This window comes from Sorangium sp. So ce381 (assembly GCF_051473845.1).
In the GTDB taxonomy this organism is placed as follows: Bacteria; Myxococcota_A; Polyangia; order Polyangiales; family Polyangiaceae; genus Sorangium; species Sorangium atrum.
Genome location: NZ_CP150336.1, coordinates 8,069,244 through 8,090,754, shown reverse-complemented (window position 1 = coordinate 8,090,754; position 21,511 = coordinate 8,069,244). Strand labels below are relative to the sequence as shown.

At 71.8% G+C, this 21,511-nt stretch carries 18 protein-coding genes; 9 read left to right on the top strand and 9 right to left on the bottom strand.

Features of this window, described 5'->3' with window-relative positions:
* Positions 1 to 283: 283 nt before the first annotated feature.
* The 3 genes from WMF29_RS29885 to WMF29_RS29875 all read right to left on the bottom strand — a co-directional run bounded on the left by WMF29_RS29885 (position 284) and on the right by WMF29_RS29875 (position 4,709).
* Positions 284 to 1,696, bottom strand: coding sequence for a B12-binding domain-containing radical SAM protein (locus tag WMF29_RS29885; protein WP_437323546.1), 1,413 nt, complete (start codon positions 1,694 to 1,696; stop codon positions 284 to 286).
* A 221-nt stretch (positions 1,697 to 1,917) separates the two neighbouring features.
* On the bottom strand, positions 1,918 to 3,249 hold the full coding sequence (locus WMF29_RS29880) for a restriction endonuclease subunit S (protein WP_437323545.1): 1,332 nt from the start codon (positions 3,247 to 3,249) through the stop codon (positions 1,918 to 1,920).
* On the bottom strand, positions 3,246 to 4,709 hold the full coding sequence (locus WMF29_RS29875; protein WP_437323544.1) for an N-6 DNA methylase: 1,464 nt from the start codon (positions 4,707 to 4,709) through the stop codon (positions 3,246 to 3,248). The genes WMF29_RS29880 and WMF29_RS29875 overlap by 4 nt, the downstream gene beginning before the upstream one ends.
* Before the next feature lie 143 nt (positions 4,710 to 4,852).
* Between WMF29_RS29875 and WMF29_RS29870 the strand changes: the two genes are divergently transcribed.
* The 3 genes from WMF29_RS29870 to WMF29_RS29860 are packed head-to-tail and all read left to right on the top strand — an operon-like array spanning position 4,853 to position 6,886.
* Positions 4,853 to 5,548 carry a hypothetical protein gene (locus WMF29_RS29870; protein WP_437323543.1) on the top strand — a complete coding sequence of 232 codons (696 nt, stop codon included), beginning with the start codon at positions 4,853 to 4,855 and terminating at the stop codon, positions 5,546 to 5,548.
* The gene (locus tag WMF29_RS29865; RefSeq protein WP_437323542.1) at positions 5,545 to 6,459 is read left to right on the top strand and encodes a DUF4159 domain-containing protein; all 915 of its coding nucleotides are present in this window, start codon (positions 5,545 to 5,547) and stop codon (positions 6,457 to 6,459) included. The genes WMF29_RS29870 and WMF29_RS29865 overlap by 4 nt, the downstream gene beginning before the upstream one ends.
* 4 nt (positions 6,460 to 6,463) lie before the next feature.
* Positions 6,464 to 6,886 (top strand): hypothetical protein, encoded by a 423-nt coding sequence (locus WMF29_RS29860; RefSeq protein WP_437323541.1) that lies wholly within the window; start codon positions 6,464 to 6,466, stop codon positions 6,884 to 6,886.
* 34 nt (positions 6,887 to 6,920) lie between these two features.
* Here WMF29_RS29860 and WMF29_RS29855 read toward each other — a convergent pair whose 3' ends face one another.
* Positions 6,921 to 8,225, bottom strand: coding sequence for a PAS domain-containing protein (locus WMF29_RS29855; protein WP_437323540.1), 1,305 nt, complete (start codon positions 8,223 to 8,225; stop codon positions 6,921 to 6,923).
* A gap of 248 nt (positions 8,226 to 8,473) precedes the next feature.
* On the opposite strand from WMF29_RS29855, the gene WMF29_RS29850 reads away from it, so the two are divergent.
* Positions 8,474 to 10,864 carry a glutamine amidotransferase gene (locus tag WMF29_RS29850; protein ID WP_437323539.1) on the top strand — a complete coding sequence of 797 codons (2,391 nt, stop codon included), beginning with the start codon at positions 8,474 to 8,476 and terminating at the stop codon, positions 10,862 to 10,864.
* 33 nt (positions 10,865 to 10,897) lie between these two features.
* Here the strand turns inward: WMF29_RS29850 and WMF29_RS29845 are convergent, their stop codons facing one another.
* From WMF29_RS29845 to WMF29_RS29825, 5 genes are all read right to left on the bottom strand, one after another.
* The gene (locus WMF29_RS29845; protein ID WP_437323538.1) at positions 10,898 to 11,950 is read right to left on the bottom strand and encodes an SMP-30/gluconolactonase/LRE family protein; all 1,053 of its coding nucleotides are present in this window, start codon (positions 11,948 to 11,950) and stop codon (positions 10,898 to 10,900) included.
* Between the two features lie 572 nt (positions 11,951 to 12,522).
* Positions 12,523 to 14,067, bottom strand: coding sequence for a hypothetical protein (locus WMF29_RS29840; protein ID WP_437323537.1), 1,545 nt, complete (start codon positions 14,065 to 14,067; stop codon positions 12,523 to 12,525).
* A 128-nt stretch (positions 14,068 to 14,195) separates the two neighbouring features.
* The gene (locus tag WMF29_RS29835) at positions 14,196 to 15,278 is read right to left on the bottom strand and encodes an ABC transporter substrate-binding protein (RefSeq protein WP_437323536.1); all 1,083 of its coding nucleotides are present in this window, start codon (positions 15,276 to 15,278) and stop codon (positions 14,196 to 14,198) included.
* Positions 15,278 to 16,060 (bottom strand): ABC transporter permease, encoded by a 783-nt coding sequence (locus WMF29_RS29830; RefSeq protein ID WP_437323535.1) that lies wholly within the window; start codon positions 16,058 to 16,060, stop codon positions 15,278 to 15,280. The genes WMF29_RS29835 and WMF29_RS29830 overlap by 1 nt, the downstream gene beginning before the upstream one ends.
* Positions 16,061 to 16,237: 177 nt before the next feature.
* Complete coding sequence (locus WMF29_RS29825) at positions 16,238 to 16,369, bottom strand: hypothetical protein (RefSeq protein WP_269454198.1); 132 nt, start codon at positions 16,367 to 16,369, stop codon at positions 16,238 to 16,240.
* 406 nt (positions 16,370 to 16,775) lie between these two features.
* Here WMF29_RS29825 and WMF29_RS29820 point away from each other — a divergent pair, with 406 nt between their 5' ends.
* From WMF29_RS29820 to WMF29_RS29800, 5 genes are all read left to right on the top strand, one after another.
* Positions 16,776 to 17,417 (top strand): HAD family hydrolase, encoded by a 642-nt coding sequence (locus WMF29_RS29820; RefSeq protein ID WP_437323534.1) that lies wholly within the window; start codon positions 16,776 to 16,778, stop codon positions 17,415 to 17,417.
* A gap of 155 nt (positions 17,418 to 17,572) precedes the next feature.
* Positions 17,573 to 18,544: a hypothetical protein gene (locus WMF29_RS29815; RefSeq protein ID WP_437323533.1), complete on the top strand. Its 972-nt coding sequence runs from the start codon at positions 17,573 to 17,575 to the stop codon at positions 18,542 to 18,544.
* Between the two features lie 198 nt (positions 18,545 to 18,742).
* A complete protein-coding gene (locus WMF29_RS29810; RefSeq protein WP_272094452.1) occupies positions 18,743 to 19,330 on the top strand; it encodes an RNA polymerase sigma factor in 588 nt (195 codons plus the stop codon).
* Positions 19,327 to 20,097, top strand: a complete 771-nt coding sequence (locus WMF29_RS29805) for a hypothetical protein (protein ID WP_437323532.1) — start codon at positions 19,327 to 19,329, stop codon at positions 20,095 to 20,097. Before WMF29_RS29810 ends, WMF29_RS29805 begins: the two co-directional genes overlap by 4 nt.
* 97 nt (positions 20,098 to 20,194) lie before the next feature.
* Positions 20,195 to 21,376 (top strand): glycosyl hydrolase family 8, encoded by a 1,182-nt coding sequence (locus tag WMF29_RS29800; RefSeq protein ID WP_437323531.1) that lies wholly within the window; start codon positions 20,195 to 20,197, stop codon positions 21,374 to 21,376.
* The last annotated feature ends 135 nt before the right edge of the window (positions 21,377 to 21,511 follow it).

Genomic DNA, 21,511 nt, shown 5'->3' with positions numbered 1-21,511 from the left:
CCTCGGATACGAAGCACGTCGGAAGCACAATGTCTCATGACATCGGTTCGCTGCTCGCCTTCATAAGACTACCTTTGCGCACGAGTGTCTGGGTCTAGTCCGCTCAGCATGCTTGTCAAGCTGCCTTGACCTGGCGGGCCTGGGCCTCGCGGGTCGCCGGACGCGCTGCGTGCGGGGCGTGCTGTGGGCTCGAGCAGGGGCCGGAGCAGAGGTGGTGACGTCAGGGACAACGGCGTGGTGACCGTCGAGATCATCGACGCTCGCGGTGTACGTGGACCGGTGATCACCGGGAGCTTCCGACGCCGTCCCGCTTCAGGCCGAGGCGCGAGAGCCGGGCCGGGGCGCCCCCGGGCGCCGGGTGCCGGATCGTCCCTTTCGGCTCGAGCGGCGGCGCGGCCGGCTCGTTGCCGGTGATCTGCTTCAGGCCGTAAAAGCCGTTCATCGCCGCCGACAGCATCATGGCCCCGCGGCTCAGCGACCGCGCGCCGCGCGCGAGGCGCTCGAGCACCGCCGCCGGGCCGAACGCGCGATTCCACATCTGGCGGTGGGCGGCGAGGAGCTGCTCGGGGGACATGCGCGCCGGCCGGAAGGCGACGCCGTAGCCGCTGTAATGGGGCCAGTCGCGCTCTTCCAGGATGCGCCCGTCTCGCCGGTGCTCGTCGTACAGCGGCGTTCCCCGGAACGGCGTGAGGATGCTCAGGAACGGGACGTCGACGCCGATCTCGTTCAGCCGATCGGCCGTGGAGGCGATGACCTCCGGCGTCTGATCGTCGAAGCCCGAGATGAAGCCTGCCATCACGCAGATCCCGCGATCGTGCAGCTTGCGGATGGCATCGCGGTACTCGCGCGCGCGGTTCTGGCGCTTGTCGACGCTCTTGAGATCGGCCTCGTCGAGGCTCTCGATACCGAGGAAGATGCCGATACAGCCGGACCGCTCCATCGCGTCGAGGAGCTCCCGGTCCTTGACGATATCGATGGATGCCTGCGTGAGCCACCAGCGATCGAGCCCGGCGAGCTCGCGCAGGAGCTCCTTGGCCCAGCGGCGCTGGACGAGCAGGTTGTCGTCCCAGAACCACGCCACCTTCTCCTGCCAGAAGCGGGGGAAATGCGTGGTGGCGATGTCGCGGATCACCTCGTCGACGGGGCGCACGCGGAAGCCGGGGTTGAGGTCCGGCACCGTGCAGAAGCTGCACGTGAACGGGCACCCGCGCGTCGCCTGGAGCACGCGAGGGACGAGGAAGCGCTCTTCGAGCAGATCGTAGCGAGGGGTCGGCAGCCCGGCGAGCGAGGCCGGTTCGCCGTGGTAGATGCGGCGCTGCGTGCCTCGCGCGAGATCGCGCAGGACCGCGGGCCAGACCGCCTCGGCCTCCCCGGTGACCACCACATCGACGTGCTGGAGCGCCTCCTCGATCCAGTACGAGACATGCGGCCCGCCGGCGACGACGCGCACGCCGAGGGCGCGGTAGCGATCGGCGAGCGCGTAGGCGCGGCGCGCGAAGCCGGAGAAGAACGAGAGCGCGACAACGTCCGGCGAGGCGTCGACGGGGACGGGGCGCACCTGCTCGTGGAAGAGCTCGACCTCGTGCTCAGGCGGGGTGATCGCCGCGAGGTGAATCCCGGTGACGGGCGGGACGAAGTGGAAGCGGTGGCCCCGGCGATAGCGGGGGACGTAACTCACGACAATCCGCACCTTCATGAGCACCTCCTCGGGATCATGCGCTTCATCGGATCGGACCCGCGATGACGGCGTGGAGCCGTGGGCGAAGGTGATCCGATGAGGCGTGCTGAGGATAACGGAAGGCGGCCCGTGGCGATTCCAGAAGCGGGAGGAGCTACCGTGGAGGGACGGTGGTGGACGCGTGCGGGGGCCGAGGAAGCGAGAGGATCGATGAAGTTCGATGTCGATCGAACCGAGAGCTAGCCGCTTGCCCCATTGCGCCGGACGCGGCGCAGCAGCGCCTCCGCCGGCTCGTAGCCCCGCCCCTCCGCGCGAGCCAGCGCCGCCTCGGTGGGGACGAGCTCTCCGGAGAACGCCCTGGCGAGGATCGTGTGCGGTAGCCTGTAGGCCCGGGCCGCGGCTCGGGCCACGCGCTCCTCGGCCTCGCTGGCGAGCGCGAAGAGCGCCTGTGCGCGGCGGACGATCTCCGCCTGCTCCTCCGGCGGCGGCACCGGCACGGGGATGCCGTTGAGCGCCGCCTGCGTGAGCTTCGGCTGCGCCGAGCCGGTCACGTGGTGCTGCAGGTCGAGCGAGTTCAGGAGCAGCTCGAGGTACCCGAGGACCACGCCGGCCTTCGGCTGGACCACATGAGCATGGTTGTTCACCCAGAACCTCCCGCTCGCGGCGAACGCCACCCGGGTGTTCCTCGACAGCAGGTTCGCGCCGTCCTCGGCGATCAGCAGGTAATCGCCGTCGAACAGGTAGCCATCGATCGAGTCGATGACCCCCGACGCGCCGTAATACGGATAGGGCCCCCGGCGCCTCTCTCGAACCGCGGAGCTCACCGGGACGCGTCGGCCATCGTGGTTGTCCACCAGGGAGCCGAACGGGCAGAGGACCCAGGACGGCGGCAGGGGACGCCCGGGACCGTCGCTGCTCGCCCCGGGCGCGGCCGGCGCCGACGTCGAGCAGCGCGGCAGGGGCTCCGCCGGTCCCTCCGCCAGCCCAGCGGCGCCCGGCGCGCGCAGGTCCTCGGTGAGCCTCCCCGAGCACGCCGCCGCCAGCACGGCCTGCCGGAGCCGCCGGAGGAGCAGCGACGACCTCGCAAGCCGGGTCTTCGCCGCGTCCACCTCGCCGAGCAGGGCCTCGGCCTTCGCGACGATGCGGCGCTGCTCGGGGAGGGGAGGCAGAGAGAAGGGCCGCTCGAACGTCTCGCGCACCTTGACGAACGGCTGCGCGGAGCCGCCCTTCGCCCAGAATCCCTCGTCGTTGAGGTGGAGGAACAGGTAATCGACGTCGACGGCCCGCTCATCCGGCCAGACAACGTGGGTGTTGGCGATCGCCGACCACCGCCCGCGCGCCTTGAACGCCTTCCCGCACCGCGTCCCCACGGCGGAGACGACGATCGCATCGCCCTCGTGCTCCCAGCCGTCGCACCACACGTCGGGGCCGGCGGCGCTGAACCCCTGGTAGCGCCCTGGCCGCTGCTCGGCGTGGAGCTTCCCCTTGATGAGCTTCGAGCTCCCGCTCCGGTGCGAGCAGAGCGACGCGAGCGTCGTCTCGGCCCATCCCTCGGGCAGCGGCCCGCTCACGCCTCCGCCGCCTTCGCCCCGCCCTCGAGCAGCGCGAGCACGCGGTTCAGCGCGGCGACCGCCTCCGCCAGCTCCTGGAGGGCGTCGGTCGCCAGCTCCTCCGGCTCGGGCGGCTCGCCGGCCTCGTCGAGCGACTCCTCCCTGAGCCACCTCAGCCCGTCGAGCTTGAAATCTCGCTCCTTCACCTCGCGGAGCTCGAAGCTGCGGAACCGACCCTCGCTGGAGCTCGCCGCCTCGCGCGCCCCGCGCCCGTCGGGGTCGCCGCCGTAGCACCGCTCGAACTCCGCGAAGTGCGCCGGAGACAGCGGCCGGCCCTTCTTGGTGATCGACGGGACGCCCGTCCTGGCGTCGTAGATCCAGACCCTCTCCGTCGCGCGGCCCTTCGTGAAGAAGACGACGTTGGCCTTCACCCCGGCGCTGTACGGCGTGAAGGTCCCGTGCGGCAGGCGCAGCACCGTGTGCAGGTCGCAGCCCCTGGCGAGGACCTCGAGCACCGCGCCTGCCTGGTCGGCGAACAGGCAATGATCCGGCAGGACCATCGCCGCCCGGCCGCCGGGCCTCAGGATCGTCAGCACGTGCTGGATGAAGTTGAGCTGCTTGTTCGCTGTCGCGATCGCGAAATCCTCGCGTCGCGGCGTCTCGTGCGCCCCCTTCGTGCCGAACGGCGGGTTCGTCAGGATCACGTCGAACCGCTCGTCCGGCGGGGTGGCGTCGATCGAGTCGCCGAGCGCGATCCTCGGCTCGATCCCGTGGAGGTACAGGTTCATCAAGGCGAGCCGGCGGGGGCGCGCGACGAGCTCCTGGCCGAAGAACGCCCCGGCCTTGATCCGGCGCGCCGCCTCCCGGTCGAGCGCTCCCCGCGCCTCGGCCTCGATCCACTCCCAGGCGGCGACAAGGAAGCCCCCGGTGCCGCACGCCGGGTCGCAGAGGGAGAAGCCCGGCTTCCCCTGCGGATCGGGCCTGATGCACCGCACGATCGACTGGATCAGGGCGCGGGGCGTGAAGTACTGCCCCGCGCCCTTCTTGCCCTCGGCGGCGGCCTTCTCGAGCAGGCCCTCGTACGCCGCGGCCTGGATGTCCACGCCGAGGCGCGTCCACTCGATCTCGTCGATGAGGTCGACGAGCTTCCCGAGGCTCGCGGGGCTCTTGAAGCGCGGCTGTGAGCCCGCGTAGATCTCCCCGAGGACGCCCGGGGCTCCGTCGAGGGATCGGAGGACGTCGGCGTAGCGGTCGAGCAGCGCTTGCCCGCTGCGCGCGCGCAGCGCGGGCCAGGAGCAGTCCGTCGCATCCACCTCGCCGCGGGGCGTCCTGTGCTCGACGCGCGAGAGATCGATGCCTCTCTCGGCGGCCATCTTCAGGAAGAGCAAGTAGGTGATCTGCTCGATGTAGTCCCCGTGGTCGATGCCGTCGTGGCGCAGCGTGTGGCAGAACCCCCAGAGCTTTCCAACAACGTCGGTCATGCGGCGGCGGCTTCGTTCGGGTCGTGGAGCGGGAAGGCGAGGCGCGGAAGGAGCCGGCTTACCACGGCCGGGCCCCTCACGGCGGCCGCCGCGCTCGTCCATGGCGCTGGGACGCGCCGCCGTTGATGTACTAGGCTCGCCCTGTGCCGCGCGCCCTCACCCCGCTGCTCGCGCTTCTCTTGCCGCGATTGCCCCGATCGCCGCGGCTGCCGCTGCCGCTCCTGTCGCTCTTGCCGCTCTTGCCGCTGTCCGGCCTCGCCTGCGCGTCGTCCTCGCTCCCCGACCCCAAGGAGGCGGTGCAGGTCTACGCCGACGCCGCGGCGCGCGGCGACGCCGACGCCATCTACGGCATGCTGAGCGACAAGAGCCGCACCGCGATGTCGCGCGACGAGGTGCGGCGGCGCGTCGCCGAGGCGCGCGCCGAGCTCGCGGAGCAGGCGCGGAGCGTCACGGCGCCGGGGGTCGTGGTCAAGACCCGCGCCCGCGTCCGCTACCCGGACGGCGAGATCGCGACCCTCGAGCTCGACGAGCGCGAGCGCGCCTTCCGGATCTCGGCCGCCGACGCGCTGCCTGCGGGCGGCCGCACCCCCGAGCAAGCCCTCGAGCAGCTCCGCCGCGTCCTCGCGCGCCGCAGCTACGCCGGCCTGCTGCGCGTCCTCACGCCGGCCACGCGCGCCGCCATCGAGAGCGACCTCCGCTCGCTCGTCGAGGGGCTCGCTCAGCCCGAGGGGCTCGAGGTCCGGATTGCCGGCGACTCCGCGACGGTGCAGATCCCGGGTGGGCACGAGGTGAAGCTCCGGCGCGAGGCGGGCGTATGGCGGGTCGAGGACTTCGATTGAGGCGATGGCTCGGCCGGCTCGGCGCTCGCCGGCCGCGCGGCCGGGGCGGTGAGGTGGCGCTGCCGCCCTCGCGCCCAGCCGCCTCGGCCCGGCCGCTGCGCCTCGTCGCGGCGCGACCGCGGCGCCTCGCGGTCTTGGCGCTGGTGCTGGTCTCCGCGCTGCTCCTCCTCGCGGTGCCGCGCCCCGTGCGCGCCTTCGGCGAGGAGGGGGCGTGGAACCCGCGGCCGCTGCTGACGGGCGACGCGCGATGGGAGGGGGTGCGCGCCACCGCCCCCGCGCGCTGGTCGTTCGAGCTGGAGCGGCGGACGAGCGCGCCGGCGCGCCGCAACCCGACCACGGTCCGCGCCGACGACCCGGCGCTGCTCGCCGAGCCGTTCGCGTTCTGGGGCGGCGAGGGCGATCTCCCGCCGCTCACCGAGCGCGAGGTCTTCGGCCTGCGCCGCTTCCTGGCGCTCGGCGGCGTGCTCCTCGTCGACGACTTCGCCCCGGGGAGCGGCGCGTTCGGCCGCGCCGCGCGGCGCGAGCTCGCCCGCGTCCTGCCGGAGGGCTCTCCCATCCCGATCGGCACGGAGAACGTCGTCTTCCGCTCCTTCTATCTCCTCCCGCGCGCCGTCGGCCGGGTCGAGGGCCCGCCGAAGCTCTCCGCGATCGTGCGCGGCGGCATGCCACAGGTGATCTTCTCCGACCACGACCTCGCCGGCGCCCTGGCGCGCTCCGAGGGCGGGGGGCCGAGCGTCGAGGTCACGCCCGGGGGCGAGGCGCAGCGGGAGCGCGCGTTCCGCCTGGCCGTGAACATCGCGATGTACGTGCTCTGCTCGAACTACAAGGACGATCAGGTGCACGCGCCGTTCCTGATGCGCCGCCGCGCCATCGACGACAACCGACCCCGCTCCGCGCCTTCGCGGCCGTGAGGCGATGACGTCGGATCGCCTCGCCCCTGCTCCGAAGCTGGTCTGGCAGGACGACCACTTCACCGTGCTGTTCGACGCGTCCCTGCGCGTCGTCTGGACCGTCCGCAGCTCCAGGCCGTTCGCCTCGCTGGAGGAGATCGAGGCCGTGATGGGAGAGCTCATCCGCGTCCTCGACAGGCTGGGCCGCTCCCATCATTCCCTCTTCGTCGACATCCGCGCCGTCCCCGGCAGGAACGATCCGTCGTTCGAGGCGACGATGAAGCGCTTCCGACCGCACTGGTTGCGGGGCTTCCGGCGGGTCGGCGTGCTCGTGCAGAGCGTCGTCGGTGCGCTCCAGATCCAGCGCTTCGCGAGGGATGACGGCATCGAACGGCTGGTCACGAGCGACGAGGCCGCGCTCCTCCGGTACCTCACGCAGGAGGGCTGAGCGGCCAGGAGCTCCGGTATCCGGGCGCGCTCAGCTACCGTCTGGCGTGGCGGAGGGCGTGCGCGATGCCGCTCTGCAGCGTGCTCAGCGTGGTGATCCCGGAGAGATCCACGCCGAGCGTGACCAGCGTCTGCGCCACCTCCGGGCGGACGCCGGTGAGCACAACGCGGGTGCCGAGCAGCTGGGCGGCGCGCGCGGTGCGCGTCAGCGCGTCCGCGACGTGCGTGTCGACGGCGCGCACGCCGGTGATGTCCAGGATCGCCGTGTGGGCGCCCTGGCTGCTGATGCCGGAGAGCAGCGTCTCCATGATCTGCTCCGCGCGCCCGCTGTCGATCGTCCCGACGAGCGGCATCGCGACCACCCGGTCGGCGAGCGGGATGAGCGGCGTGGACAGCTCCCGGAGCGCGGCCTGCTGCGCGAAGATGATCTCCTCCTGCAGCGCGGCCCGCTCCGCCTCCGCGCGCTTCAGCGACGTGATCTCGGTCACGATGCCGCCCATGCCGATCGGCGCGCCGCGCTCGTCGTGGATCGGGAATTTGACCGTGAAGAAGTGGTGTTGAGCGCCGCCTATCGGCACCACCTCCTCGAACTGCATGACCTGCCCGCCGGTCATCACCTCGCGCTCCTTCGCCACGATCATCGCGCTGGCCCCGGGGTCCACGGCGGCCAGCTCGAACTCATCTCGGCCGATGAGCTCGAGGACGTGCCTATTCATCATTTGCGCATGCAGACGGTTGGCGAGGACGTAGCGCCCTGCGGTGTCCTTGACGAAGATGGAGCTCCGCGCGTTGTCCACGAGCTGCAGGAGCAGCTGGTACCGCCCCTGCACCGTCTTCTCCCTCCGCTCCCGGTCGCTGGTGTCATCGACGAGCGCCGCGAGCTCCTGCGCGTCGCCTCGGCCGTCGCGCAGCACGGCGTAGGTCCATCGGCAGCTGAGCGCGTGACCTCCCTTCGTCCTGCACTGGCTCGCGGTCGCGGCGAAGCGGCTCTCCTCCCTGGCGAAGTTGAACGCTCGCGCCGCGGCGGCGGACACGGGGACCGCGCCCACGAGGTCGGCCAGCGGGCGCCCGACGGCCTCGCTCGCGCTCCAGCCGAAGAGGCGCTCGGCGCTGTCGTTCCAGTACGTCACCGCGCCGTCCAGGCGCCAGTGGATCACCGCCGGCACCGCCGTGGGCAGCCCCTCGAGCGCATCGAGGGCCTCCGCGCCTGCCGGCGCGGCGCCGTTCTGCGCGTGACCGTTGGAGCGCTCCGCCAGCGCCTTCTCCAGCGCCTCTACGCGCGCGCGTAGATCTGCATTCTCTGCCCTGAGCCGCCCTGCCTCGTCCAGCTCTTCGCGCATCGTCACAAGGCTTCGAGCCTACGCGCGGCGTGCCCGGCGTTTCAAGGTGGCTCGCGGGTCGTTCGAGGTCGCCCGAGAGGTCGCAGTGACGGCGCCGGGCTGGGACACCCCGCTCCGATGTACTAGGCTCCGCGCGTGTCACGCGCCCTCGACTCGCAGCCCGCGCGTTCGCTCTCCCACGCCGGCGCGGCGAGCGGGCCTCCCTCTCCTCGCATGCTTCTTGGGCTCCCCTCGCTCCCGGAGCGGCCGTGACCCGGAGCTTCGCGCCCTCGGGCGACCTCTCGTCGCCGGTCGTCGCCGTCGCCTGCGTCGTCGCCGCCCTGAGCTTCGGCCTGCTTGTGCTCGAGCTCGTCCGCGCGCGCGGCCGCGCCGCCGGGGCGGTGGGCGCCCCGTCGACACGCGCGGCGCTCAGCACGGCGCTCACGGGCGCGCTCGCCGTGCTCGGCCTGCTCGCCGCCATCCTCCGTCCGGTCGCGGTCACGTCGCGCGGGAGCCTCGTCGGCCCCAAGGTCGTGGTGCTGGTCGACGGCTCCCGATCCATGGACCTGCCGGGCGTCGCGGGGACGCGCCGCGACAGCGCAGATCGGGCGCTCGAGGAGCTCGGGAAGCGCGCCGACGTCCGACTCTCCCGCTACGTGTTCGGCGAAGGCGCGCCGCTGCCGGCCGACGGGCAGGCAGGCGAGGGCGGCAGCGCCGCGCCGGCGCCGGGCGGGAGCGCTGGCGCCGCTGCGACCCCCGACAGGGACGCGGGCGCGGGGGCGCCGGCCCCTGCGTCCGCTGCGTCCGCGTCGGCCGCGTCGGCCGCGCGAGGCCGGCCGCAGCGCCGCTCGGACCTCAGCGCCGCGCTCGAGGCGCTCGCCCGCGCCACCGACGAGCGGCCGTCGGCGTTCGTCGTCGTCTCCGACGGCCGGCTCGATCGCCCGGGTCCGGACGACACCGCCGCCGCGACGCGGGCCGCGCTGGAGGGGCTCGACGTCCCGGTGCACACGGTCGCGGTGGCGACCGAGTCCGTGCGCGACGCCGGCGTCCGCGCGGTCCGCACCTCCGGCGCCGCGGTCGCCCACCAGCCGCTCTCGCTCCGCATCGACATCGGCTGCAGCGGCGGCCTCGCGTGCGACGCGGTGCCCGTCGTGGCCCGCGAGCTGCGCGAGCAGGGCGCGCCCACGACGCTCGCCACGGGCACGGCGCACGTCGAGGGCGGCGTCGGCACGGTCGAGCTCGGCGTGACGCTCGACCGCGCCGGCACCCGCATCCTGGAGGTGTCGATCAAGGCGCCGGACGGCGACGAGCTCCCCGAGAACGACGTCCGGTACGTCACGCTCGACGTCGCGCGCGACCGCATCCGCGTGCTCCACGTGGCGGGCCGGCCGACGTACGACGTGCGCGCGCTCCGGATGTGGCTCAAGGCCGACGCCTCTGTCGACGTCGTGGCCTTCTTCATCCTGCGCACGCCCGGCGACGAGGTGAACGCGTCCTCGGACGAGCTCGCGCTGATCCCGTTCCCGGTCGACGAGCTCTTCAGCGTCCACCTCTCGAGCTTCGATGCGGTCGTCCTGCAGGACTTCGACGCCGCGCCGTACGGCCTGACCAAGCACCTCCCGGCGCTGGCCCAGTATGTCGACAAGGGCGGCGGGCTCATCATGGTGGGCGGCCCGAACGCCTTCGTGTCGGGCAACTATGCGCGCACGCGGCTCGCCCGCGTCCTGCCGGTGGATCTCGACATCGGCCGCGCGCCCAAGGTGGATCTCGGCGCCTTCGTGCCGCGCATCACCGCCGCGGGCCGCGCGGCGCCGGTGCTCGCGCCGCTGCTCGCGTTGATCGGCGACGAGATGCCGGAGATGCCGGGGACCAACGTCGTCGGCGATCCGCTCCCCGGGGCGACGGTGCTGATGACGCACCCGACCCGCACGACGGCGTCGGGCGCGCCGATGCCGGTGCTCTCGCTGGGCGAGCACGAGAGCGGCCGGACGATCGCGCTGACGCTCGACGGCAGCCACCGCCTGCTCTTCAGCGCGTTCGCCTCGAGCTCCGCGGGCCGCGCGCACGGCGCGTTCTGGGACGCCCTGCTCGGCTGGCTCATGCGCGATCCGCGCTTCGAGCCTGCCGCGATCGAGCCGCGCGGCGGCTGCCTCGCGGGCGAGGAGACGGCGCTCGTGCTGCGCCCCCTCGCCGGGCAGCGCGGCGAGGCCAGGGTGACCATCGCGCGCCTCGGCAGCGGCGCGGTCGTGAAGACGTTGACCGCGCCTATCGGCGAGGGCGGCGAGCCGGTCGAGCTCGCCGCCGGTCGCCTCGAGCCCGGGGGGTATTCGGCCACGGTGGAGATCGTCCCTGAAGGCGCCGTTGGCGACGGAGGCGACCAGAAGCGGGCGACGACGCGGCGCGACTTCGCGTGCGAGCGCGGCGGCGACGAGTGGGCCGATCCCCGCCCCGACGTCGCCCGCCTGGAGGCGATCGCCCGCGCGACGGGCGGCGCGTCGGTGCTCCCGTCGGGCGCCGGCTCGCTGTCGCTGCCTGCGGCGACCCAGGTGGCGGCCGAGCGCCACGTCGCGCCGCTCCTGCCCCCCTGGGCCTGGACGCTGGCGGCGGCCGCTGCGCTCGGCGCGCACTGGATCGTGCGCCGGCGCGGGGGCCTCACCTGAGGCGAGGGCGGCGTCCGGAGCCCTGGTCTCGTCTCAAGGAAGCGACGGCTTCTCGAGCGGATCGGCCTTGTCGCCGACCCAGACCCTCAGCACCCCGAAGTGCTCGGGGTTCCTTGTGAAGCTCGCGTGATTCACGATGAGCAGCATCTGCGCCGGGTCGTTGAAGGCCACGTTGGCGGGGGCGTCGAGGGGAATCTCCTCGCCTGGTGCGCTCTCGATGCGCGACTTTTCGACCCCGTGCTCGTCGAGCACCGAGATCGCGTTGGCCGCCGCGAGCGCGACATAGAGCTTCCCCGACTTGCCGAACGCGAACCCGTCGGGCGCCTCGCCAGCATCGTAGTCGTGGACCAGCTCCAGATCGGCCTCATCGGGGGCGTCGACGAGGGGGAGCCGGTAGATGGAACCCAGGCTCGTATCCGTCGGGGAGAACGTCACAGAGAAATAGACGTGCTCCCGCTCCGGATCGAGCCGGATCCCGTTCACGCCGAGCGGCAGGTCGCCGCTGCCGACGAGGGCCGTGCTCTGGAACCAGATCTCCGGCGCGCCGCCGCCGGGCGCGTAGCGGAAGATCGTCGCCTGCAGCGAGTCGGTCACATACGCGTAACCCTCCTCGTCGAAGGCGATATCGTTCGGTAGCGGCGGCGTCGGGAAGGGCGTCGGCGAGCACGCCTGTCCCGGCGCGGCCATCACACAAGCCGGTAGATCCGGCAGCGGATCGCCGTAGCTCTCCTGGACATATCCGTGTCCAGTCTTCGTGAAGCGCAGGAGGCCGAGCTGCGTGCTGAGCGCGTAGACGCGGCCGTCGTCGTCGACGGCGATGCAGCTCAGGGCATGCTCGGCGCCGAGCGCCTCGCCCGCCACCACGATCGTATTCTTCTGGACTTTGCTGTCCCTGTCGAATACAGCGATCTTGGACGGGCCTTGACCTGCGGTGCCGAACGTCGCTGGGCCGGAGACGTAGACCCGATTTCCATGGACCGCGATCCCTTCGGGGAACCCCGGAGCCGCCGGGACCGTCGCGAACGTCTTGATCTCGCCGTAGCATCCCCCCTGCGCCAGCGCCGGACCCGGGATCAGCGGCGACACGGCGGAGAGGAGCACCAGCGCGCCGCAGGCCAACCATTTTCCGTTGGAGTGCGATGATTTTGACGTGGCGGAATGCGACATATGCCCTCCAGGGGTCCATGGTTGTCGGACCGGGGTTGTCGAAATAGGCCGCGTCGAGAAGCCAAAGTGCAAACTGCCTGGCTTCGTCAGGCTGACGACGCGGTCATGATAGCTGGAGTATATGCGGTTGAGTTGATTGGCTGTCGAGTCGAAATTATCCGGTTCATGAAATATCAGGGTGGCGGCTGACCAGCTGACCGGCGCTCGCATCGCGCGCGTCGCGCGCGTCGCCCGCGTCGCCCACGTCTGTTTTCGCATGTGTGTCCGCGTGGTTGCGCGCTTGCGCCCTTACTGCACGGCGCGCGTCACGTCTGCCACGTCATGTTACGTGGTGTCCCTGGCGGCAGATGTGTGCAACAGGCGGAGATCGCGTCCTGGTCGGGTAGTGGTGAATGCTGCCGGATGTCCTCGAAGGCCATTGAGGCGCGTCGGGCGATGCCCTGTCGGCTCACCGCGCGTGCGTCGGCGGTCCCCGCGGTCGAGGCGTCGCGTTACGGCGGCGTCGGCCAGACGACGCGCGTCGGCACGAGCCGGGGCTCGACGGTCCCGTCGCCCAGCTCGCCGTTGCTGTTGTCACCCCAGCAGAGCATCTCGCCCGTGCGCTTGAGCGCGCAGCTGTGGTCAGCGCCGAGGGCCAGCTCGACCACGTCGGTCAGCCCGATCGGCTCCGGAAGGAGCCCCGGATCCTGCGTGCCGGTGCCGAGCTGCCCCTTCGCGTTGTCGCCCCACATGAGCACCTCGCCGCCCGCCAGGACGGCGCCGGAGTGCCTCGCGCCGAGCGAGATCCGGGTCACGTCCACGAGGTCCGGGATCTTCCGGGGAATCGCCTCGGGGTTCACGACGCCAGTCCCGAGGCGGTACTGCTCTCCCTTGCCCCAGCAGGAGGCCACGCCGCGCGCCGGCGCGGCGCACGTGTGCAAGGCGCCCGCGGCCGTGAGCGCGACGCTGGTGAGGCCCGCGACGGGCTGCGGGGTGTTCTGCTGGTTGAAGTTGCCGATGCCGAGCTGGCCGCTCTCGTTGTGGCCCCAGCAGTTCATCGTGCGCTCGCCCATCCGCTCCATCATGCCCGCGCAGGTGTGCGAGAGGCCGGCGCTCACCGAGTCCACGCCGTCCAGCATCACGGTGGGCTCGACCCGATCGACCTCGTCGCCATAGCCCAGCTGGCCGGAGCTGCCCTCGCCCCAGCAATAGAGCTCGTGCGATGTCGTCACCGCGCACGTATGGGTCCCACCGACGGCGACCTGGGTCGCGCCCGCGAGCTCCTTGGCGCGCACGGGGGAGGGGGAGTTCGTCGCCTCGCCGTCGCCGAGCTGTCCGCTGTTGCCCGCGCCCCAGCACCAGACCGAGCCGTCGCTGAGCACCGCGCACGTGTGCGCGCGCCCCGACGAGATGCTCGCCGCGACCCTGGTGGCGCCGCTGAGGCCCGCGACCGGCTTGGGGATCGGTCGATCCTGCTGCAGCGTCCCGTCGCCGAGGTTGCCCCAGGTGTTCCTGCCCCAGCACCAGACCGAGCCGTCGCTGAGCACCGCGCACGTGTAATCCGTGCCGGCCGCGATGTGCGTGGGCGCGACGCAGGCGCCCCGCACGCACTGGCCGCCGCAGGGCTTGTCGCACCTGCCGCAGTGCGCGGTGCTCGTGAGGAGATCCACCTCGCAGGCGTTCTCGGGGTCCTTGTCGCAGTTGCCGCGGTTCTCCTCGCACGCCGGCGACTGGCAGACCCCGTCCAGGCAGGTCGGCTCGCCGCCGAAGGTCGGGCAGGCGACGTCGCACGTGCCGCAGTGCTGCGCGTCCGTCATCGGGTCGACGCATGCGTCGCCGCAGATCATGCCGCCTCCAGGACACCCGCCGCCGCTCCCGCCGGTCCCGCCGCTCCCGCCGCCGGTGCTCGAGCTCGTCGACGCGTCGGGCGGGCGCGCCGTGAACTCGGGGCCGCACGCGGCAAAGGCGATGGCGACGGCGGCAGGCACGTACGCCGCCGCGAGGGGCAGCGAGGCGAACGGGAGCCGGCTGGCCCGAGGTCGATGCGTGGAAGCCATGGAGGGCGTTCTTCCCTTGCGTTGAGGCGCGGCTGCGCCGGGAGGCGCGGCGACGTGCGACATTCTAGACGAAGTCGCGCGCCGAGATCTCGCGCCGCGCGCCGCGCGCGGGGCGCCTGTCGTGCCGATCAGCGCATCGCGACGAGCACCTCGTCGATCGGCGGCGCCTTCTGGAGCACGCCGAGGTCGACGAGCTGCTTCGCGAGCGTCTCCCAGCGTTCGCTGGTCATCACGCCGAGGCCCTTCTCCTTGGTCTCGGGGGTCTCGATCAACGGCCGCTGCGCCTCGGCCGCGGCGACGAAGGTCTCCGCGTCCATCGAGGTGTTGAGCTTGGCCATGATCTCATTGGACCGCGTCGGATCCTGGAGGTAGGTGCGCCAGCCCTCGCGCGTCGCGCGGACGAACGCGCGGACGCGCTCCGGGTTCTCCTTCCAGAGCGCTGCGCGCGTGATCACGACGACGACGTACGGGTTGAACCCCTCGGTGGCCACCAGGAACGCGGCGGGGTCGCTCCCCTTGCGCTTGGCCGCGATCGGCTCGGCCGTGATGAAGCACTGCTGGGAGAAGTCCTTGTCGGCGACGAAGCGGGCGACGCCGCCGTCGTACGGCACGACCTTCACCTTGTCGAACCCGTACTTCTTCTTGAGGTAGGCGGCGTAAGGCAGCCCCGGCTCGATCGCGAGCGTGCCCGACTTGAGGATGTCGGCGATGCTCTTCGCGCCGCGGCTCTCGTGGGTCATGATGGCCTGCGGCGAGGTCTGGAACACGGCGAGGAGGGGGAGCACGTCCGCGCCGCGGGCGCGGGCGGTGAGCACCTCGTCGGCGCCGGAGATGCCGAAATCCACCTGCCCGCCGGCCACCATCTGGACGACCGGCACGCCGGCGCCGCCGCCGAGGATCTCGACGTCGAGCCCCTCCTTGGCGAACGCGCCCGACTCGCGCGCGGCGTAGAACCCGCCGAACTCGGGCTCCGGAACCCAGTTGAGGGCGAGCTTCACCTTCGCGGCCGGCGCGCTCTGGGCAGCCGTGGCGGGCGCGGCCGGCGCGCTCTGGGAAGGCGTGGCCGGCGCGCTTCCTTGCGGGGACGCGGACGACGCGCGCCCGTCGCCTTCCGACGATTGCGAGCGCGAGCAGGCGGGGGCGAGGAGGGGGACGGCGACCAGGGAGGCGAGGCGTTGCAGGAACAACCGGCGGCTGTCGGGGGAGTGCATCAGCGATTGATCTCCGAAGGATGCCAGCGCCGCAAGAGCCGCCTGCCGGCGAGGTCGACGGCGCCGAAGAGCGCGAGGCCGAGCCCGGAGGCGAGCAGCACGGCGGCGAAGAGCAGATCCGTGCGCAGCTGGCGATAGGCGGAGAGGACCAGGATGCCCAGGCCGGCGGCGTCCTCCGAGAAGCCGGCGACGAACTCCCCGACGATCGCGCCGATGACCGCGAGGCCCGCCGCGATCCGGAGCCCCGTCACGAGGTGGGGGAGCGCCGAGGGCAGCTCGAGCTTGCGGAGCGTGGCCAAGCGGCCGGCCCCGTAGAGCCGGAAGAGATCCCGCAGCGCGGGCTCGACGGAGCGCAGGCCGGTGAGCGTGTTCGCGATGACCGGGAACACGGAGACGATGAACGCCGAGACCGCGACCGCGCGCAGGCCGGGGCCGCACCAGAGCACGAGCAGCGGGGCGATGGCGACGATCGGGACGGTCTGCAGGAAGACGGTATAGGGATAGAGCGCCCGCTCGAGCGGGCGCGACGAGGCGAGCGCGATGGCGGCGAGCACGCCGACCACGGCGCTGAGGAAGAAGCCCGCGAGCGCGGCCTTCGCCGTCGTGACCGCGCCGGCGAGCAGGGGGCCGGCGTCCACCGCGCCCGCCCGCGCGACGTCCGAGGGGGGCGGCAGGAGGTAGGCAGGGATGCTGAGCGCTCGGGCGAGCGCCTCCCAGAGCGCGAGCAGGATCACGAGCGCGGCGAGCGGCGGCGCGACGGCTTGGAGCGGGGTGGGTCGCACGGCTCGGCCCTCTCTAGCGCGAGGCCGCCGCGCCAGGAAGATGCTGCGGTGGAAGAAATCTGGCCCCTCCGCGGCCCGGCGCCGAGCGACCCGCGCGCCGAGCCCCGGGAGAGGCGAGGTGGGGAGCTTGTCGAAAGGGGGTGTGGACCGCGCCGAGCGCGGCCCCGCTCGGTCCGACTACTTGCCCTTCTTGGCGGGCGCGGCCGGAGCAGGCGACGCCTTGGCGGTCGCGGCTGCCTTCTTCTGGTTCTTCTCCGCCGTGTCCTGCTTCTTCTGTCGCTCTTTGGCCTTCGGAGATTTGTCACCCATGGGAGCACCGCCTCGGTGGATGCGTTGGTGTTATCCGCCTTGACCGAGGCTAGCACCATCCCTGGTGGCGCAGTCACGAACTTTGTACTTCGCGAGCGCTTATGTCTCGGCTTCTCCGTGTCTCGCCTTGTCGCCTCGTCGCCTCGTAGGTTTGCCCCTGGGTTGCCTCTCCCACCGACAGGCAGGGCGGCAGGGAAACGGCCGACGCGCTCGGCCGGGTCCCTCGCTGCCTGCAAGCAGATGGGTGTCCGCTGCGGGCGTCCACGACGTGAGTCGCGACGGCCCGGCGGCGCGCATCCGCGCTCGCGCGGGCGCGTCCTTCCGAGCGCCGAGGGGCCGAGGCGCGGCGTCCGCTGCCGCGGAGCTCGCTTGCCGGCATCGAGGGGCGGCGCTACGAAGGCCCGGCGTGTTCAAGGCCATTCTCTGGGACAACGATGGAGTCCTCGTCGACACCGAAGGGCTTTACTTCCAGGCGACGCGCGAGACGATCGCGTCGGTCGGCGTCGAGCTCACCATCGACGACTATCGCCAGCTGTTCCTCGTCGAGGCGCGCGGCGCCTGGCACCTCGCCAGCGCTCGCGGGGTCGACGAGGCGGGCGTGCGGCGGCTGGCCGATGAGAGGGATCGCCGGTACCTCGAGCTCGTCGCGGGCGGAGACACGCTGTTGCCGGGCGTGCGCGAGGTCGTCACGGAGCTCGCCGCGCGCTTTCGCATGGCGATCGTCACGAGCAGCAAGCCCGAGCCGTTCCAGCGAGCGCACGCGGCGACGGGCCTCCTGCGGTGGTTCGAGTTCGCGCTCACGCGGGACCAGTACGCGCGCGCCAAGCCGGATCCCGAGCCGTACCGGATCGCCTGCGAGCGGCTGGGGCTCGCGGCGCGCGATGTCCTCGTGATCGAGGACTCCGAGCGCGGGCTCCGGTCGGCCAAGGCCGCGGGCATGACGTGCTGGGTCGTCCCGTCGCCGCTCACCGCGCCGTCGGACTTCACCGGCGCGGACGCGGAGCTCGGGTCGCTGCGCGAGGTGCTCGTTCGCCTCGGAGGAGCGTGAGCGCGACCTCACGTTTGCGCGATGAGGTAGCTCACGGCGCCAGTGTGCGCGCCGCCGCCGCGCTGCGTCACCACCCTGGATTTTTGCACGTTGCACATCGGCTGGCTGCATGACCATCTGGCGGTTCGCGAACGGTTCGTGGCACCTTCGGGCCCGTGGCTTCCGGTGACGGCATCTCGCTCATCGAGCTCGTCGTCCTCGGTTGGTCGTCAGCCACCGCGGCGCCGGCGCCGATCCCCATTCGCATCGACTTCGATGCCCCGGCGGACTGCGCGACCGCCGACCAGTTCTACCAGGGCATCCGTGCCCGGTCGGACCGCGTACGCCTCGCGGCTGACGGCGAGAACGGCTGGGGTGTCCGCGTCCGGCTGAGCCGCGGCGGGGCCGGGGTCCACGGCGAGCTGCGCGTCGTTCACGCGGGCGGCGAGACCGACACGCGGATCGTCGATGCCACGTCGTGCGACGTTGTGGTGCAGGCGCTCTCGCTCACCGCGTCGCTCGCGCTCGACGAGGTGGCCGAGGTGACCGCGCCCCTCTCTCCCCCTGCGCCGCCGCCCGCGGTCCCCCCGGAGCCTCCGGTCGCCCCGCAAGAGGCGCCGCCGCTCCCGCTCAGGTTCACGCTCGGCGCGCACGCCCTGGTGACCCAGGTCGTCGCACCTCATGTGAGCCTGGGCGGCGCCCTCGGTGTCCGGGTGACCCCGCACCTCGAGGGCCCGCTGAGCCCGTCGTTCGGTCTCTCGCTGATGTACGCGCGGAACGACCTGCTGTCGGGCGGCGACAGCGCCCTCATCCAGTGGGCGGCGGCGGCCCTCTCCGCGTGCCCGCTGCGCTGGCAGCTCGTCCGTATCGTCACCGCAGAGCCCTGCGTCGTCGCCGCCGGCGGCTGGCTCGCGGCGGCGGGGCGAGGTGTCTCGAACCCGGAGTCCGCTGTGCGGTCGTGGTGGAGCGCCGGAGGCCTCGTGCGCGCCGCTGCGCTCCTCGGCGAGGACACCGCCCTCGAGCTCGAGGTGGGCGCCTCCGTGCCGCTCGTCCACCGGCGGTTCACACTGGGGTGGTCTGCAGAGACCGTCGGTGAAACGCCGGCGATCTCGCCGCTCGTCGGCGTTGGAATCGTGCACAACTTCTAAGCCAGGATTCTGTGATCACTCCGACTCGCGCTGGGAATTATGACCCATGGACGGCATCCGGAAGCTGGGCCGCAGGCACGCTGCCCCCCCCGACCCGAGGACAATGTTCCGCTCTGGCTGTCGCCCATTGCTTCCCGGTAGTGTCCGTTCTTCACTGGTCTCATGCCTCGCCTCGCGGTGAGTATGGTTGTCGACGTCATGACATCGTCTGCTTTGCCTGACAGCGAGCCGGCGAGCGTGGCGCCACCGGCGGCCAGCGTGAAGCAGCGGGACGCGCGCTTGCGACGGATGGTGGACGCTCATCTTGACTTCATCGGGCGGGTGCTCCGCAACGCGGGGACCCCTGCTGCCGAGATCGACGATGCGGTGCAACGCACCTTCATCGCGGCCGCGCAGCGGCTGGACGACGTCCGGCCGGGCGCCGAGAAGAGCTTTCTTCTCCAGACCGCGCTTCACGTAGCCGCCCACGCGCGCCGCAGCGCCGCGCGTCGGCGGGAGTTCCCCGCGGCCGAGCCGCCGGAGGTTGTGGACGCTGCGACACCCGAGCAGCTCACCAGCCAGAAACACGCGCGACAGATGCTCGATCAGGTCCTCGACCAGATGGAGTCAGATCTGCGGACCGTGTTCGTGCTGTACGAGTTCGAGGAGATGAGCATGGTGGAGATCGCCGGCGTGCTGGGGATCCCGCAGGGCACCGTGGCCTCTCGGCTACGAAGGGCCAGGGCCGATTTTCGTGAGCGCGTCCGCGCGCTGGAGCTCGTTTCGACGAGCGAGGTGAGACGATGATGGAACCACGTCGCCTACTGGATGAGAGCGACAACCCGCTCGAACGCGCGCTGCTGAGCGCAGGCGCGTCGTATTCTACGTCACCGGAGACGCGCGCGAAGACGCTTGCCGCGCTGGGACTCGCCGGCGCCGCCGCCCTGTCGGCCAGCGTGGCGGCGCCCGCGGCGCTCTCCGCCGCAGGGGTGTCCTCTACGTCCTCGTCGCTCGCCGTGAAGCTCGGCTGGACCAAGATCCTCGTCGCGCTCTCGACGGTGGGCATGCTCGCGGGCATCCCGGCGGGCTACCTCGCCTGGCGCGGGCAAGACGCGTCGGAGGTCGCCGCGGCGCACCGCTTCGGCGCCGCGCTCGCCGACCCGGTCGCGCAGACGGCGGTCCAGGCGCCAGCCTCGGCGCCGGCGCCGGTGGAGGCCGTCGCGGAGGAGACGATCGCCCCGGCGCTCGCTGGTGGCAGCAGCGCTGCGGCCACGAAGCTCGATCCGAAGCCGTCCGGTACGGGCGCCGCCGCCCTGGAGGCGGAGCTCGGCGCGCTGGACGCGGCGCGCACCATGCTCGCGAGCGGGAACGCGCGAGGCGCGCTCTCGCTCCTGGACGCCTACTCCAGGACGCATCCGCGCGGGCGGCTGAGCCTCGAGGCCGAGGTCCTGCGGATCGACGCGCTCGCGAAGAGCGGCCGCTCCGACGCTGCCTCGCAGCGCGCCGCGGCATTTCTTCGCCGGCATCCGAACAGCGTGCTTGCTTCCCGGGTACGGCGCTATGTAAACAACTGAACTCTGGGTCATGCGTTGCCCTGCCCGCCTCCGTTCGTTCCGCGCAGCTTCCGGCGTCGCCGGTGCCTGGATGGCGGTGTGTGTGCTGCCTGGGTGTATGACCACGGTGGATTCGCTCGGCTACGACCGAATGAGCAGCGATGAGCTCGGCCCGCTGACGGGCCCCTCCGAGTACCCCAACGCGTTCCGCGACGTGCTCGGCAAGACGGACGAGGAGATCGCGGCCAAGATCGAGGACAGCTTCAATCAGCTCTTCTACGGCGATCCCAGCGACGAGACCGTCTACTATACGGTGCCTGGCAAGGAACAGGCTTACATCTGGGACGACTACCACAATAGTGTGCGCTCCGAGGGCATGGGCCTCGGGATGATCATCACGGTCGAGCTCGACAAGCGAGACGAGTTCGACCGGCTCTGGAGATACGCCAAGTCCACGCTCCAGCCCACGTCCGGTCCCAACCAGGGTTATCTCATGTCGTGGTGCGACACCCCGGTAGGCCCGATGTTGTGCGCCGATCCCTTTGGCCTCCAGCAGATCGCGATGGCGCTGTTCTTCGCCCACGGCCGCTGGGGGAGCGACACCGGGACCATCGACTATGGGCTGGACGCGATCAACTTGCTCGAGGTGATGCGCCACAAGGAGGCCCTGAACGGGGGAGTCGACTCGGGTGTGACGAACACCTTCGATTCGACGACGAAGCTCGTCTACGACTACCCGCACGTCTCGGCGGCGGACGTCACCCGTCCTTCCATCGAGATGCCCGCCTATTACGAGCTCTGGGCGCAGGCCATGCGCGACCCCTTCTGGTCCGAGGCTGCCGCCAGCGCGCGCACACACTGGCAGGAGGCCGCGCACCCGAGCACCGGGCTCATCCCGGTGCGCACGCACTTCGACGGCACGCCGGTGCTCAACTGGGACTACTTCGGCTCCGAGGCCTACCGCACGCAGCTGAGCCTCGCGCTCGACCACGTCTGGTTCGGGGTCGACCCGTGGCAAGTGGAGGAGGCGGACCGGCTGCTCGGGTTCTTCTCGAAGCTGGGCATCGGCAAGTACGGCGCGGTCTTCAAGATCGACGGCGCGATGCTCAACGCCACGCCGGAGTCGGCGCTCATCTTCATGAACGGGGTCACCGGGCTGGTCGCGACGACCGAAGATCGCGCCGATTACATCGCGGCGGTGTGGACGACGCCGCCGGCGACCGGGGAGACCCGCTACTTCTCGGGGTTGCTCCACATGCTCTCGCTGCTGACGCTGAGCGGGCAGTTTCGCGTGTACTGATCCGGCGCGAGCTCGCGCTCGCGAGGATCGTCGGCGGCGGAGGCGAGCCCTCCTCGTGCGCGGGCTCCGGCAGGCACGAGAGCTCCGATGGGAGCAGGCGGCCGACAGAAAGCGGAGTGCGCGAGCTCACGAGGC

Coding starts and splice junctions, on each gene's coding strand:
- WMF29_RS29885 (WP_437323546.1), bottom strand. CDS start 1,696: ATGAAGGTGCGGATTGTCGTGAGTTACGTCCCCCGCTATCGCCGGGGC.
- WMF29_RS29875 (WP_437323544.1), bottom strand. CDS start 4,709: ATGACCGACGTTGTTGGAAAGCTCTGGGGGTTCTGCCACACGCTGCGC.
- WMF29_RS29860 (WP_437323541.1), top strand. CDS start 6,464: ATGACGTCGGATCGCCTCGCCCCTGCTCCGAAGCTGGTCTGGCAGGAC.
- WMF29_RS29855 (WP_437323540.1), bottom strand. CDS start 8,225: ATGCGCGAAGAGCTGGACGAGGCAGGGCGGCTCAGGGCAGAGAATGCA.
- WMF29_RS29840 (WP_437323537.1), bottom strand. CDS start 14,067: ATGGCTTCCACGCATCGACCTCGGGCCAGCCGGCTCCCGTTCGCCTCG.
- WMF29_RS29835 (WP_437323536.1), bottom strand. CDS start 15,278: ATGCACTCCCCCGACAGCCGCCGGTTGTTCCTGCAACGCCTCGCCTCC.
- WMF29_RS29825 (WP_269454198.1), bottom strand. CDS start 16,369: ATGGGTGACAAATCTCCGAAGGCCAAAGAGCGACAGAAGAAGCAGGAC.
- WMF29_RS29810 (WP_272094452.1), top strand. CDS start 18,743: ATGACATCGTCTGCTTTGCCTGACAGCGAGCCGGCGAGCGTGGCGCCA.
- WMF29_RS29805 (WP_437323532.1), top strand. CDS start 19,327: ATGATGGAACCACGTCGCCTACTGGATGAGAGCGACAACCCGCTCGAA.
- WMF29_RS29800 (WP_437323531.1), top strand. CDS start 20,195: ATGACCACGGTGGATTCGCTCGGCTACGACCGAATGAGCAGCGATGAG.